The sequence below is a fragment of the Bradyrhizobium sp. C-145 genome (assembly GCF_023375135.1).
Taxonomy (GTDB): Bacteria; Pseudomonadota; Alphaproteobacteria; order Rhizobiales; family Xanthobacteraceae; genus Bradyrhizobium; species Bradyrhizobium zhanjiangense.
The window spans coordinates 4,901,568-4,915,651 of the sequence record NZ_CP088150.1; the positions used below are offsets into that span (position 1 = coordinate 4,901,568).

Genomic DNA, 14,084 nt, shown 5'->3' on the forward strand with positions numbered 1-14,084 from the left:
AGCTAGATTTTGGGCTACTTGACTGATTCGGGGCGACGAAACGCCGTGACCTCCTTTCCTCGTGCCGCATGGCGATCCGCCGGTCTGGTCGTATGCCTGATGGCAGGGCTGTCCGTCGGTTGTGCAGCCTTGGCCAAGTCAAGTGACAAGTCCAACGAGACGACCGCGGACGAGGCCAAGAATTCCGCGAAGCCAGCCGCCAAGGACTCGTCCAAGGGAACCGGCAAGGAAACTTCAAAGGATACGGCCAAGGGCGCCAACAAGGGCGCCAGCAAGAGCGCGGCCAGCGCCCCGACCAAGGATGCCGCGAACAAATCGGCCAAGGACGCTGGGAAGAACGCCGGCAAGGAACCCACCAAGGACAAGCCCAAGCCGGCGGCAGCATCCAAGCCCGCGGCAGCATCCAAGCCTGCGGCAGCGGCCGCCGCGCCAACTTCAAAACCGACCGCCAACGGCGCGCCGTCCAAGCCCGCACCCGCCCCGGCTTCGACGGCCACCGTCAGACCCACCGCCCCGGCCGCCGCCAGACCGTCCGCAGCTCCCGTGCTGGCTCCTGCGACCCGCCAGCATGCAGCGCCGCGCAAGCCGCTGATACCGGCCGCGGTCGCCGCAACGTCGTCGACGTCGCAGGCCGACAAGGACACGCTGGAAAACGTCATCGAGCTCGTGCGCAAGCGCAAGGCGGGCGACGCCACCAATTATGCTGCTTCGATCTCGGATCCCGTCGCGCGAAAGCTGGCGGAATGGATCATCCTGCGCAGCGAGGACAATGGCGCGACCGTGGAGCGCTACCGCGCCTTCCTGTCTGCCAATCCGAGCTGGCCGTCGCAGACCTTCCTGCGTCGGCGGCTCGAGGCTGCGATGTGGGACGACAGGCGCGACGATTCAGTTGCGTGGTCGTGGTTCGAGAATGAGTCCCCGATCTCCGCCAAGGGTCGCTTCACGCTTGCCAAGGCGATGCTGGCGCGCGGCGACCGCGCCAACGCCGAGCGGCTGGTGCGCGAGGCCTGGCGCAGCGATCCGATGTCGGAGGATACCGAGAACAACGCGCTCGACCAGTTCGGCGCCCTGCTGACGGCAGGCGATCAGAAGGCGCGGATGGACACCCTGCTCTACGGCAGCGAGAGCGAAGCCGCGTTGCGCGCCGCCAAACGCCTCGGCGGCGGCTATGTCGCGCTCGCCAAGGCTCGCATCGCTGCCGTCAAGAAGGCGCCGAATGCGCGCGCGCTGCTCGATGCCGTGCCGCGCGAGCTGCACAGCGATCCCGGCTTCATCTTCAGCAAGATCCAGCTCCTGCGCCGTGAGGAGAAGTTTGCCGAAGCGGCGCAGCTCATGCTCTCGGCGCCGAAGGATCCGAACCGGCTCCACAATCTCGACGAATGGTGGATCGAGCGGCGCCTCCTGGCACGCAAGATGATCGACACCGAGGAATTCCGCAGCGCCTATCTGATCGCGCGCGATGCCGCCCTGCCCTCGCGCGACATCTACAAGACCGAGCAGGAGTTCACCGCGGGCTGGATCGCGCTGCGCTTCCTCAACGATCCCGCGACCGCCGCCCAGCACTTCGCCCGTATCGGCGTGGGCAGCGTCAACCCGACCACGCTGGCGCGCGCCGGCTATTGGCAGGGCCGCGCTGCGGAAGCGATGGGGCGCCAGCAGGAAGCGCGCAACGCCTATGCCCGCGCCGCCGAGCAGTCGACCAGCTATTACGGCCAGCTCGCGCGCGCGAAACTCGGCCTGCCCCAGATCGAGCTCAACAACCCGCCGCGCGGACGCGGCGCCGAACGGCTGGAGATCGTGCGCGCGGCGCAACTGCTCTACGAGCTCGACGAGCGCGAACTCGCGGTGCCCATGCTCGCTGACATGGGCGAGAACGGCGATCCCGAAGCGCTTGCCGGCCTCGGCGAGCTCACCCAGCGCTACACCGACGCGCGCGGCATGCTGCTGCTCGGCAAGGCCGCGCTCAATCGCGGCCTGCCATTCGACTTCTACGCCTACCCCGTCAACGGCATTCCGCAGTTCACGCCGATCGGCCCCCAGGTCGAGCGCAGCATCGTCTATGCGATCGCGCGGCAGGAGAGCGCATTCAATCCGTCGGTGGTCTCGCCGGCGCAGGCCTATGGGCTGATGCAGGTGACGCCGGACGCCGCGCGTTACGTCTGCAAACGCCACGGCGCGACCTACGACCTGTCCCGGCTGAAGAACGATTCGGTCTACAACGCCACGCTCGGCTCGGCCGAGCTCGGCGGACTGCTCGAGGATTATCGCGGCTCCTACATCATGACGTTTGCGGCCTACAATGCCGGCCGCGGCAGCGTGAGGAAGTGGGTCGAGCGCTACGGCGATCCGCGCGACCCGAAGGTCGACGCAGTCGATTGGGTCGAGCTGATCCCCTTCTCCGAGACGCGCAACTACGTGCAGCGGATCATGGAGAACCTTCAGGTCTACCGCGCCCGCTTCGGCGGAGGCACGCGGCTGCAGATCGAAGCCGATTTGCGCCGCGGCACTGGCAGCGTGGAATAGCAACACCCTCGCCCGATTTGCTGCCGGGAGCATCGGTGGCAAGCGATTCCGTCGGGCCTTAAGTCTCCGACGGACGGACTGCGCAGTCACGCGACCTTCGGGCGCCTCTTCCGAAGGCGGCCTCGATCGAGGTCTGCAAAAGGTCACTGCCACATCGACCAGCTCACCATTGTCGGCCTGTTTGAAGCTGAACGCAGCGGGCGCGCCCGGCTGCAAGGCCGGATCGGCGGGTCGCTCTGCACAAGGCGGATCGGTCAGCCACAGCCTGCCCATGCCTCGCCATGCACGGGGCATGCGGGCCGCGCGGAAATCCCTCTCTCGCAACGGCTTCGATCAGGTCTCGACGAATGATCGATCAATGGAACGCGTGGCGCCAACTCTGGCCGTCATGACCCGAGGCGAGAGCAAGCCGGCAAAAGAAAAGCCCCGGCTGTTTCCCGCCGGGGCTCTCTGTCAGGTCGTTAGACCAAACTTACCAGTTGCGCTGAGCGCGGAGCAGCAGCGTGAAGCTGTCCTGGTCCTTCAGCTCATAGACCGCCGTCGGCTTGGCAACGGTAGCAGCCGGTGTAACACCGATCACGCCGGCATACTTCTGATCCAGACGCGTCCAGTTGAAGTCGGCCGAGAACGTCAGGTTCTTCACCGGGGTCCAGCGAGTGATCACACCCACCTGGCCGATGTTGAAATCAGGGTTACACGAGGTAACGCCTGGCACTGCGAGGAAGCCGGCGAAGCCGCCACCACCGCAAAGGAAGTTCTTGGCAAGCGATCCGAACGATGCATGCGCATAGGCACCATAGATAGCGGTGTTCCAGTACGGATCCCAGTTATGGGTGTACGCACCACGGAAGCCCCAGGTCTTCACAGATTCCTGGTTGGAACCGGGGACGAACACCGTGTCAGGCGCATTGGCGAAGCCGATGCTCTGATACGCAATGCCCGAACCGCCGTACATCGCGTACGAGCTACCCGCGAGGTTCTGGAAGTTGTAGCGGGTCGCGCCATCCGTGTAGACGCCCTGGATGTTGATCGTGTCACCCGCACCGGTCGGGATGTTCTTGATCGACAGAGCGAGCTGAACCGCCCAGCCCCACTTGTCGTCGGGGTGGCCAGTGGTCTCGGTCGCGCCGTAGTAGGCAACGTGGTTGTCATGCGCAGCAACCGATGCCTGGAACAGACCCCAGGCCTGGTCGACACGGACCATACCGACGAGGTTCGGCGAACGCGAACCGCCGATGGCGTTCGAGCCGTAGGAACCCCCAACGACGCCGGCAGCAGTGATGCCAAACAGGTTGAGGTTGCCGGCCTGATAGTAGGCCGTAGCGTCTTCCGCCGAGAACGCCGCCGTCACGCCCTGACCGAAGTCAGCGGTGTAGGTGAACTGGTTGACGCCAGTGACCGTGCCGCTGCCGCCGACGAGGCTGTCGATGTTGTTGCCGGGATAGTTGGTCCAGGGCGCGTCGAACTGCGACACGGCCTTACCCATCGTGAAGCCAGCGAACTGGATGAAGGCGTAGTACACGCCGAGCGAACCGCCCGAGGTGCCGCCGTCCGTCGGATTGATGGTGGTGTTGCCAGCCGTCGTGAAGGTAGCGGCGGTCGTGCCCGTGGCCGAGCCGGTGCCGACGTAGCCGGCAGTGGTCCAGGAGAACGTCGCATCGAAGAAGGTGCGGACGACGCCGTATTCGGTGGCGGTGCGCGTGTCGATGTTGAGATCTTCACGAGCGCGTGCGGTGTAGTAGTTGCTCAGGCGATTGTGCGCACCGGCGGGAGCGCCGTTCGCAATGCCGTAGACGCTGTTGGTGCCCAGCGCGACTTCGGCGCGCAGGTACCCACCCAGCTTGATGCAGGTGTCAGTGCCGGGGATGTAGTAGAATCCTGCACCGTACAGGGAGCAGATCTTCACGTATTCGACCGCCTTGGCCTTCACGGGCAGATCGGCTGCCTGCGCTCCGCCCACGGCGATCAGACCCGCCGCTGAGCCGAGCAAAAGGCTCTTAACCAACTTCATGTTAAACCTCCAAGTTGCTTTTCAGGGAAGGTCACTGACCGGACGGCCAATTCCCCAACCCCCTCTAAATCACCGCTTTCGGCTCCTTCGCGCCTTCGGACACACCCGCATGAACGCGAGGGACTTAAGCGATCCGAGAACTCGGAGAGCTGAGGTTCAGAAAATTCAGTAAGTTACTGGATTGCCATAGCTATCTGGATGCCTGTAACTACAAGGCACCGTACAAAATGGCACTGCTGATGGCTGGACTAACGCGCACTTCTACCGGGGCTTACGTGGCCCGAAAGGTAATCCCGAAAGACATCCGAACGGAGTATGCGGCGAGGTATGGGAACGCTTGGGAAGAGAAGTTCCGGCTCGAAAAGGGAGCATCGGATCACGAGGCGCGGGCCCGCTTCGGTGAATGGTTAGCCGACATCGAGACCCGCATCGGCGGCCTCAGAGCTGCCAAAAAGAACGGCCCCCAACCACTGACTCGCCAAAACGCCTACGCATTAGCAGGCAGGTGGTACACTTGGTTCGTCGCGCGACACGAACGTGACCTTCGCACGCCTGCTCATTGGAGAACTTTGACAGAAATCCTAGTCTGGAACGTGATCCGCCCACATGCGCCGGATGACTACGAAGAGCGCCCAATGGATGATCCACATTGGGATTGGCAGTTCGATCCGCAGGTCAGAGAAGAAGTCCGCCCCGCCATCGCTGCTGAAGCCCAGACTGCTGCCTTCCTTTTGGAACAGGGCCTCAGCTTGACTCCGGATGCCACCAATCTTTTCTTAGACGCCGTTAGCGACAACCTACTGCCGGCATTCCAGCGATTGGAAGCAATGGCGCGTGGCGACTACTCGCCGGATGTCCATCAGCAGGGGTTCCCCCAATTTGCAGAGCTCGGGGGAAGTACTCCTGTCAAGGCGATGGAATTGTTCGAGGCTTGGACGAAAGCTGTGCAGCCGGCGGAAGGAACGGTCTACCGCTGGACCACCGTGTTCAAGGAAGCTGATCGACATTTTCCCGATGTCAGAAACATCAGCTTTGAAAAGGCCAAGACGTGGATGAACGGGCTGGTCAATGAATATCGGTCAGCCGGAACCGTTGCAGCCGCATGGCGGACTGCCCTGAAGACGGTCTTTGGTTGGGGTGTCGCAGAAAAGATCATCGACAACAATCCGTTTCCAGAGGTGCGCATCAGTGTGCCTCGGAAGAATACCGAGCGCGAAACGAAAGCCTTCGATGACGCCGAGATCAAGATTATCTTGGGCGCCGCGCTACGCTGCGACGACACCAAGTCCTACCGCGAGCGCGCATTTCGGTGGGTGCCTTGGATTTGCGCTTATACTGGTGCCCGCGCTGGCGAGATTACGCAACTGCGAGCGAGCGACATTCAGCAGCGCAATGGAATGCACTTCGCTAAGCTGACACCATCAGCCGGTAAAATAAAAACACGGAAGGCTCGGACGGTCCCTCTCCACGAGCACCTCATCGAACAAGGATTTCTCGATTTTGTTGAGCGTGCCCAAGGCCGGCCACTGTTTTACCCTACGAAGCAGCGTCCGGTCGCAAAGGTCGAAGATGGACCTCGGCAGAGCGCCGCTGAGCGCATGAGGTCTCAGGTTGGCACTTGGGTCCGCTCCCTCGGCATAACCGATCCAGAGATAAGCCCCAATCACGCATGGCGCCACACGTTCAAGGCCATGGCAGCTCGTGCAGGCATTGATGAACGTTACAGCGACGCAATCACCGGGCATTCGCCGGCGACAATAGGACGAGCTTACACGAAACCGCTGCCGGAGGACCTCGCCGAAGCCGTGAAGAAATTCCCAATGTACAAGCTAGACTGATGTGACCTCTGGGACCAACTCAATGCGCTACTCGGGAGGAAATCGCCGCCAAGTAGGCCGCTGCCGCGTAGCTGCAACCCCTTCGGGTATAATGCCAGTGAGCAATAACCGGCGTGCGGTCGCTGGGCACACCAACCCCTACATCGAGGCAACTTGAGAACCGTCGGAGAACGGTGCTCACATGGGGAAGGTTACAAGAGAAAGAACACTACGTTGTTGAAACACGCACTTTCCGCTGCCCCGGAGACGGAGGCATCTAATGGAGACGAGCTGCGCGATGCTGCCTTCGCTTCCCTTGAGGGACACGCGGGCACCGAAGCGGCGCAGGCTCTCACCGAGGCCGTTAATGAATTGGTGCTGAATCAGTTAGCCCACACAGAGTTTTTCGGGGAGCCCAGGGCGAACCGCAAGAAACTCAAGCCCGCCATCGCGGCGTTCCTAGCTGATTTGTTGAGCGCTGAGGGCAAATGGGTTTATCGATCACTCAAGAAGGACAGCTTCACGGGGCCGGGGGTAGGCGCGCGGGCCTTCATTGCTCTTCAGCAAGCCATGCGAGAGCTTGGCTTTGTGGACCATTATGGCGGTGTCGTTAGTCAATGGGTCCAATTTGACGAAAGCGGACCGGCGCTGGCTAACCGTCGATGGGCCGCGCGCTATCGTCCTACCAACAAGCTCATAGCGCTGGCGGGCGAGCACGGAATTAGCTTGGACAATGCGCTAGACCACTTCGACTACGGCTTGCCGAAGCAGCCGCTTCAGAAACGCGCCGCCAGCACATGGGATGGTGGCCGCAAGGTGCAAGGCCGCCGACTGAAGTTCGAGCACACGGACCTGTCCCTGAAGCTTGAAGCGGACGTGCGGGAGCTGAATGAGTTTCTTGCAAAGCAGACCTTCGGCGGTGGCTGCATACACCGAGGCTATGTCCGTATCTTCCAGAACGGGGACGCCGCAGACTTCAATTGGGATCAGGGCGGGCGTCTGTACAGCCAACCGGCAGACAAGAACTACCAGCAGCAGAGCGGCGAGAGCCGCCTTGACATGACAATCAATGGCTCGCCCGTAGTCGAAATTGATCTGCGAGCGAGCTACCTGACCATCTTCTACGCTTGGCATGGCTTACAGCTGGACAGGGAGCAGGACCCTTACGTTATCCCCGGACTCGGCGAGGAGGCGCGCGCCGTCGTGAAGCTTTGGGTGGCCGCGACGTTCGGGAGCACAGGGCCGTTGCACAAGTGGCCTACGGTCATCCTGGAGGATTACGAGGAAGAGCACGGCCATCCTCTGGACACCAATCGGTATCCTCCGGTCCAGCTAGGTGAGTTGATAATCAAGCACCACCCGCTTCTCCGCCAATGGGGCCAGCCGCTAAAGGACGGCCGGGTGCGTACTTGGGCTGATCTGATGTTCGACGAAAGCCGCGTTGTTGTCGCAGCGATGCAAGGGTTGATGCGGGATGGCGTCCCTAGCTTAGCAGTGCATGACAGCCTGATTGTACCCGAGCAGCATGAGCGCCAAGGCGCGATGGCGTTGATGGCAGCTTTCGGGGGGCAATTCCGCGTCAACCAAGTCCCCGTCAGCCCGAGCCTCAAAATCAACAGCAGGCAGGGAAAGCGCCTGTTTGTCCCGTGATGACCTTACTAACCCCTTGGCCCATATGGGGTTGAGGAGATAGCTATTAGCAACAGCTAAAGCCCCCCAGAGCACACACAGCGCACATCGCCTATAACGGAGAACGAATTTGGCTGTTAGCAGGCTGGGCTATAATCGCCGTATATGTGCCAACGGCTGGTGGTCTGGCTTTGGGGCCGAACAGGGTTATAGCGCGACAATCAGGATGAGAGCGGCGCGTCAATCAAGATGAGACGAGGCGGCCGAGTCAGGAGATAATTGACGCTGGCCGCCGGCTTGGCAAGCGTTGATTGACGCTGCGCGACAATCAAGCGGCGCTGCCAGCGTCAATCGCAGTCTTGTCGAGTTCGTTGGGGGTAGTGTGAACAGGCGGCCGGCCTGGACCGCGCTTGCGATCGAGGGCAACTTTTCGACGGTAACTTTCGACGTTCATCTCGAGGATCGTGGCGTGGTGGACCAAACGATCGATGGCAGCCAACGTCATTGCTTGGTCCGGGAAGATACGCCCCCATTCGCCAAATGGCTGATTGGCCGTGATCAGCAGCGAGCGTCGTTCGTAGCGGGCGGCGATCAACTCGAACAGCACACTGGTTTCCGCCTGATCCTTGCTCACATATGTGATGTCGTCGAGGATCAGGAGGTCATAGCGATCGAGTTTGCCGATCGCGGACTCCAGCGCCAGCTCGCGCCGCGCGACCTGCAGCCGTTGCACCAGATCAGTGGTGCGCGCGAAGAGAACGCGCCAACCGTTCTCGACGAGAGCCAGGCCGATCGCCGCGCCGAGATGGGTCTTGCCGCCGCCCGGTGGACCGAACAAGAGCAAATTGGCGCCGGCCTTCAACCAGGCGTCGCCGGCAGCGAGCGCCATCGCCTGTGCCTTTGATAGCATCGGCACGCTCTCGAAGTCGAAGGTGGCGAGCGTCTTGCCGGCGGGCAAACGCGCTTCCACCATGTGTCGCTCGATCCGACGGCGGGTACGATCGGATGCCTCGTGCTCGGCAAGGGCGGCGAGGAAGCGGGCGGCAGGCCACCCTTCCTTGTCCGACTGTGCGGCGAGCTTCGGCCAGATCGCCTTGACGCCCGGCAGGCGGAGCTCATTGAGAAGCAACTCGACACGAGCAGCATCGACGGAGGTGGCGATGCTGGTCATGCTGCCTCTCCCAGATTCGAGCGGCCCGACATGACGCTGACGGAGGCGAGTTCATCGTAGACGTCGAGCGGCGCCAGCTTGACGGCGACGCGCGGGATCGAGGCCGCCTCGGGTCGGAAGCGGTCGCGCAGCGCGGCAAGATCGGGTAACTGTCCGGCGTCCAGATCCATCGCGATCGCCTTGGCGAGCTCGGCTTCGCAGGCTCGCTCGTGGGCCAGCGCTAGAAGTTCGACCGTCACCTTGCAGGCGCGCCGATCGTCACCGTGCTCCCGCAAGGTCTCGAACAGGCGTCTGTAAGCGGCGCGCGGGAAGAGCTGGTCGCGATAGACGAGGTTGAGGAGCGCCATCGGCTTGCGCCGCAGGGCATGGATGACGTGCCGATAATCGACGACATGCCCGCCCTGGCTCTCCGACACAGGCCGACCGCGCCGCAACGTCACAACCGGCGTGACGCCGAGGAAGCATTCGAGCCGGTCGTCGAAGATGCGCACACGCAGGCGATGGCCAATCAGCCTTGAAGGAACGGTGTAGAACACGCGCCGCAGGATGAAGCCGCCTGACGACGTCACCGGGATCACTTTCTCGTCGAAGTCGGTCGTGCGGCCTTTCGGCAGCGGCGCCAATGCCTCCTTCTCGAGCGCGATCGGCTTGGCGAGATTGGCGTTGCGCCGGCCGACAATCTCGTCGACAAAAGCCCGGTAGGCATCGAGACTGGCGAAGTCGCGCGTCCCCCGCAGCAACAGCGCATCTTCCAGTGCGCGCTTGAGATGGCCGTGCGCACTCTCGATCGAGCCGTTCTCGTGTGCAATGCCCGCATTGTTGCGTGTTGGTGCCATGCCATAGTGGCCCATCAGCGCAGCGTAGCGCTGTGTCAGATCCTCACGCGCGTCAGCCGCCAGATTGCGGAACGCCGCCGATAGGCTGTCGCTGCGATGCTCCCGTGGAACGCCGCCAAGCGCCCACAGGGCGTTCTGCAAGCCCTCCGCCAGGGCGACGAAGCTTTCGCCCCCGAGCACGACATGGGCATGCTCGAAGCCGGAGAACGCCAACCGGAAGTGATAGAGCCGGTGATCGAGTGGCTCACCTACGATGGTAATGCCGAGCGCGCTCACGTCGGTGAAGTCGGACAGACCCAGCCGCCCGGGCTCGTGCTCTTGGCGGAAGATCACGTCCTGTTCGGGGCCGTTGAGCGCCCGCCACGCATTGATGCGCCGCTCCAGCGTGCGTCGGATGTTGGGGTTGAGGTCGCGATGCCGCCGGCGCAGTTCGTCCAGCACACCGATCACGCGGATGCCGGGAGCAGCCTTCAGGATCGGAACGATCTCGGCGTCCCAATAGGGCGCGAGTGGATCGGATCGTCGCCGGCCCCTCGGCGCCTTCTTCTGCGATGGCGGGCGCGCATCGCCCTCAATCCGATACGCACTCGCTTTCGAGAACCCCGCCTTGGCCGCGGCCGCTTCGGGGGACAATGTCAGTCGGTAGGTCATGTACAGCCTCATCTGGTGGTCGGTGATGTGAAGGCCAGGCAAGGCATCGATTCCCTCTTGTCGAGACGAATCAAAAGCTTGCACCAGCCCCGCCCAGCCGCCAGACGGGTCCAAAAACGCGCCACGCCGATGGGGACGGTCCTCCGGTCGGGCTACGCCCTCCCTTCGGTCCGTCCCCATCGGCGCAGTCTCACCTTGATTGTCGCTGGAGTCTCACCCTGATCGCCGCCGCGCACAGGGTCCCGAACCACAATGCCGCTGTAGGACTCTAGGAAGCCCGTGGGGGCCTTCGACGCTCGGCCCGGTCCTCCCCAGCGGGTAGCCAGACCGGCCACCAGTGGACTCCCTAGAGTCGTGCAGGACTCCCGCTCCGCGTGGGCGCTATAGGTGGGCCCCCACGGTACTTCCGGGAAGCACACCGCCCTGTTCAGCTCGACAGGGCCTCGGCCTTTAGCCCGACTTTTTGAAGCCATGTGGGCCCAAAGTTTCCGGGAAGGGCCCCCGGCCGCCCCGGAGTCCCTTCGCTAGCTATGCCGCAGCTAAATCAGGCGGCGCTTTGGCCGGTCCTCAGCTCTCCTCTAAAACCCGATAGACCGATGCGCGGCCAATCTTGAGGGTCTTGGCAATGTCCGACGCTCCCATGCCTTGGGCTCGCAACGCCTTGACCTGTGCGGGATCAATGGAAGCCTTGCGCCCTTGGTACACACCGCGCGCCTTTGCATCCGCAATGCCCTCAAGCTGACGCTCTCTGCGGAGGTTGGTCTCGAACTCAGCGAACACTGACAGCATGTCCAAGAAGCACTTGCCTGCTGCTGTGCCGGTGTCGATGGGCTGTTCTGTCGCCTTCAGGGATGCGCCGCGCGCCTTCACAGTGCGCACGATATCCTGAAGGTCGCCAACGGAGCGAGCGAGACGGTCAATCCGCGTTACCATGAGTGTGTCGCCAGCCCGCAGGAAATCCAGAACGGTGCGAAGCTCCTCACGGCCCGCCGTCGTGGTGCCGCTGCGCTTCTCAGAACGGATCAGGTCGCAGCCTGCCGCGCGCAAAGCGTTCTCTTGGAGGTCGAGGTGTTGATCGGTGGTGCTCACGCGGGCGTACCCGATAATGGTCATTCGCCAGTCCTGTCTCATTAGGTTTTAGACCATGAGACAGTGATGTCTCGTAATTCAAATGTCAACCCTATTGAGACGGTATTTCTGTCTCAGGAGAATGTCTCGGGAGGGTAGACCCCCACAAGACGACACCAGCCGTTGCAATTAGGCTCGTTTGCCGGTTGAGCAACTTTCGCCATGTCAGAAAAACACAAGAGCCCCCGGCAGTTTCCCGCCGAGGGCCTTTGGAGGTCGATCGTTTAGACGAACTTACCAGTTGCGCTGAGCGCGGAGCAGCAGCGTGAAGCTGTCCTGATCCTTCAGCTCGTAGGTAGCCAAGGGCTTGGCAAAGGTCGCGGTCGGCGTAACAGGACCAACCACACCGGCATACTTCTGATCAATACGCGTCCAGTTGAAGTCGGCCGAGAACGTCAGGTTCTTCACCGGGGTCCAACGGGTGATCACACCCACCTGGCCGACGTTGAAGTCAGGGTTACACGAGGTAACGCCTGGCACCGCGAAGAAGCCGGCGAAGCCGCCACCGCCGCAGAGGAAGTTCTTGGCCAGCGAGCCGAACGAGGCATGCGCATAGGCACCGTAGAGAGCGGTGTTCCAGTACGGATCCCAGTTATGGGTGAACGCGCCGCGGAAGCCCCAGGTCTTCACCGATTCCTGGTTGGAGCCGGGGACGAACACCGTATCAGGCGCATTGGCGAAGCCGACGCTCTGATAGGCGACGTCCGAACCGCTGTACATGGAGTACGAGCTACCCGCGAGGTTCTGGAAGTTGTAGCGGGTCGCGCCATCCGTGTAGACGCCCTGGATGTTGAGCGTGTCACCCGCACCGGTCGGGATGTTCTTGATCGACAGAGCGAGCTGAACCGCCCAGCCCCACTTGTCATCGGGGTGGCCAGTGATCTCGCTCGCGCCGTAATAGGCAACGTGGTTGTCATGCGCAGCAACCGACGCCTGGAACAGACCCCAGGCCTGGTCAACACGGACCATAGCAACGAGGTTCGGCGAACGCGAACCGCCGACGGCGTTCGAGCCATAGGAACCGCCAAGGGCGCCGGCAGCAGTGATGCCAAACAGGTTGAGGTTGCCTGCCTGATAGTAGGCCGTCGCGTCTTCCGCCGAGAACGCCGCCGTCACGCCCTGACCGAAGTCAGCGGTGTAGGTGAACTGGTTGACGCCAGTGACCGTGCCGCTGCCGCCGACGAGGCTGTCGATGTTGTTGCCGGGATAGTTGGTCCAGGGCGCGTCGAACTGCGACACGGCCTTACCCATCGTGAAGCCGGCGAACTGGATGAAGGCGTAGTACACGCCGAGCGAACCGCCCGAGGTACCGCCGTCCGACGGGTTGAGGGTGGTGGTACCAGCCGTCGTGAAGGTGCCTGCGGTCGTGCCCGTGGCCGAGCCGGTGCCGACATAGCCGGCGGTGGTCCAGGAGAACGTCGCATCGAAGAAGGTGCGGACGACGCCGTATTCGGTGGCGGTGCGCGTGTCGATGTTGAGGTCTTCACGAGCACGCATCGTGTAGTAGTTGCTCAGGCGGTTGTGGGCGCCGGCGGGCGCGCCGTTCTGAATGCCGTAGATGCTGTTCGTGTTCAGCCCGACTTCAGCACGCAGATAGCCACCCAGCTTGATGCAGGTGTCAGTGCCGGGGATGTAGTAGAATCCTGCACCGTACAGGGAGCAGATCTTCACGTATTCGACCGCCTTGGCCTTCACGGGAAGATCGGCTGCCTGCGCCCCGCCAACGGCGATCAGACCCGCCGCAGAGCCGAGCAAAAGGCTCTTTACCAACTTCATGTTAAACCTCCAAGTTTGAAGCTTCGTACAAACCGCTGTACAAAGCCATTTGAACTGCCCGCGAAAAGACGTTGGAAATCAACGCATCCTCGTAGCTTAGGTCTACTTAAGCGAATGACCTAAACGGGACGACCTTGGGATGCCCCCCTCCGTCGCTCAGTCACAATTACCGAACGTCCTTGCACACACAACAAAAGAACACTCCGAAGCGGGCCTATGAAACGTGTTTTCCAACGGGTGTTGCACAAATAACACGTAGATGTGATCGCGGCGCACTCGCAACACTTTGTTTTTATTGATGTTTTCAGAGAGGTTCCGCTTGCCGTCAAAATTCCGCACCTAAGGCGCGGCGAGCGGAGGGCCGTGATGTGGCGACCCAGGCGCGCTCGAATCGTAGAATCGGACGAGACTCAAGCACCTCCGAATCTCGCTCAGCCCAACGGTTATCGATGGCGGCGAAACGGCCTTGGCCCCGACAGGCGAGGCCAGATCTCGACCAGGTCAGCTCTCTCTATGTGTGATGCGGGGGTATCTATGTCCGG

The 14,084-nt window shown here is 62.2% G+C and carries 8 protein-coding genes; 3 read left to right on the forward strand and 5 right to left on the reverse strand.

What is annotated here, in order from left to right; all coding sequences use genetic code 11:
• Nucleotides 1-99: 99 nt before the first annotated feature.
• A complete protein-coding gene (locus LRP30_RS22930) occupies nt 100-2,523 on the forward strand; it encodes a transglycosylase SLT domain-containing protein (RefSeq protein WP_249756394.1) in 2,424 nt (807 codons plus the stop codon).
• Between the two features lie 472 nt (nt 2,524-2,995).
• On the opposite strand, the gene LRP30_RS22935 is transcribed toward LRP30_RS22930, so the two are convergent.
• The gene (locus LRP30_RS22935) at nt 2,996-4,534 is read right to left on the reverse strand and encodes a porin (protein WP_128933333.1); all 1,539 of its coding nucleotides are present in this window, start codon (nt 4,532-4,534) and stop codon (nt 2,996-2,998) included.
• Between the two features lie 227 nt (nt 4,535-4,761).
• On the opposite strand from LRP30_RS22935, the gene LRP30_RS22940 reads away from it, so the two are divergent.
• Both LRP30_RS22940 and LRP30_RS22945 read left to right on the forward strand, forming a co-directional pair.
• Nucleotides 4,762-6,372 carry a tyrosine-type recombinase/integrase gene (locus tag LRP30_RS22940; protein ID WP_249756395.1) on the forward strand — a complete coding sequence of 537 codons (1,611 nt, stop codon included), beginning with the start codon at nt 4,762-4,764 and terminating at the stop codon, nt 6,370-6,372.
• A 213-nt stretch (nt 6,373-6,585) separates the two neighbouring features.
• Nucleotides 6,586-8,001: a hypothetical protein gene (locus LRP30_RS22945; protein ID WP_249756396.1), complete on the forward strand. Its 1,416-nt coding sequence runs from the start codon at nt 6,586-6,588 to the stop codon at nt 7,999-8,001.
• A 307-nt stretch (nt 8,002-8,308) separates the two neighbouring features.
• On the opposite strand, the gene istB is transcribed toward LRP30_RS22945, so the two are convergent.
• From istB to LRP30_RS22965, 4 genes are all read right to left on the reverse strand, one after another.
• Nucleotides 8,309-9,151 carry an IS21-like element helper ATPase IstB gene (gene istB, locus LRP30_RS22950; RefSeq protein ID WP_249756397.1) on the reverse strand — a complete coding sequence of 281 codons (843 nt, stop codon included), beginning with the start codon at nt 9,149-9,151 and terminating at the stop codon, nt 8,309-8,311.
• A complete protein-coding gene (istA, locus tag LRP30_RS22955; protein WP_249761693.1) occupies nt 9,148-10,650 on the reverse strand; it encodes an IS21 family transposase in 1,503 nt (500 codons plus the stop codon). Before istA ends, istB begins: the two co-directional genes overlap by 4 nt.
• Before the next feature lie 555 nt (nt 10,651-11,205).
• Nucleotides 11,206-11,751 carry a recombinase family protein gene (locus LRP30_RS22960; protein WP_249756398.1) on the reverse strand — a complete coding sequence of 182 codons (546 nt, stop codon included), beginning with the start codon at nt 11,749-11,751 and terminating at the stop codon, nt 11,206-11,208.
• A 249-nt stretch (nt 11,752-12,000) separates the two neighbouring features.
• A complete protein-coding gene (locus LRP30_RS22965) occupies nt 12,001-13,542 on the reverse strand; it encodes a porin (protein ID WP_249756399.1) in 1,542 nt (513 codons plus the stop codon).
• Nucleotides 13,543-14,084 lie beyond the last annotated feature (542 nt).

Coding starts and splice junctions, on each gene's coding strand:
- LRP30_RS22940 (WP_249756395.1), top strand. CDS start 4,762: ATGGCACTGCTGATGGCTGGACTAACGCGCACTTCTACCGGGGCTTAC.
- LRP30_RS22935 (WP_128933333.1), bottom strand. CDS start 4,534: ATGAAGTTGGTTAAGAGCCTTTTGCTCGGCTCAGCGGCGGGTCTGATC.
- istA (WP_249761693.1), bottom strand. CDS start 10,650: ATGAGGCTGTACATGACCTACCGACTGACATTGTCCCCCGAAGCGGCC.
- istB (WP_249756397.1), bottom strand. CDS start 9,151: ATGACCAGCATCGCCACCTCCGTCGATGCTGCTCGTGTCGAGTTGCTT.
- LRP30_RS22960 (WP_249756398.1), bottom strand. CDS start 11,751: ATGACCATTATCGGGTACGCCCGCGTGAGCACCACCGATCAACACCTC.
- LRP30_RS22965 (WP_249756399.1), bottom strand. CDS start 13,542: ATGAAGTTGGTAAAGAGCCTTTTGCTCGGCTCTGCGGCGGGTCTGATC.
- LRP30_RS22930 (WP_249756394.1), top strand. CDS start 100: ATGGCAGGGCTGTCCGTCGGTTGTGCAGCCTTGGCCAAGTCAAGTGAC.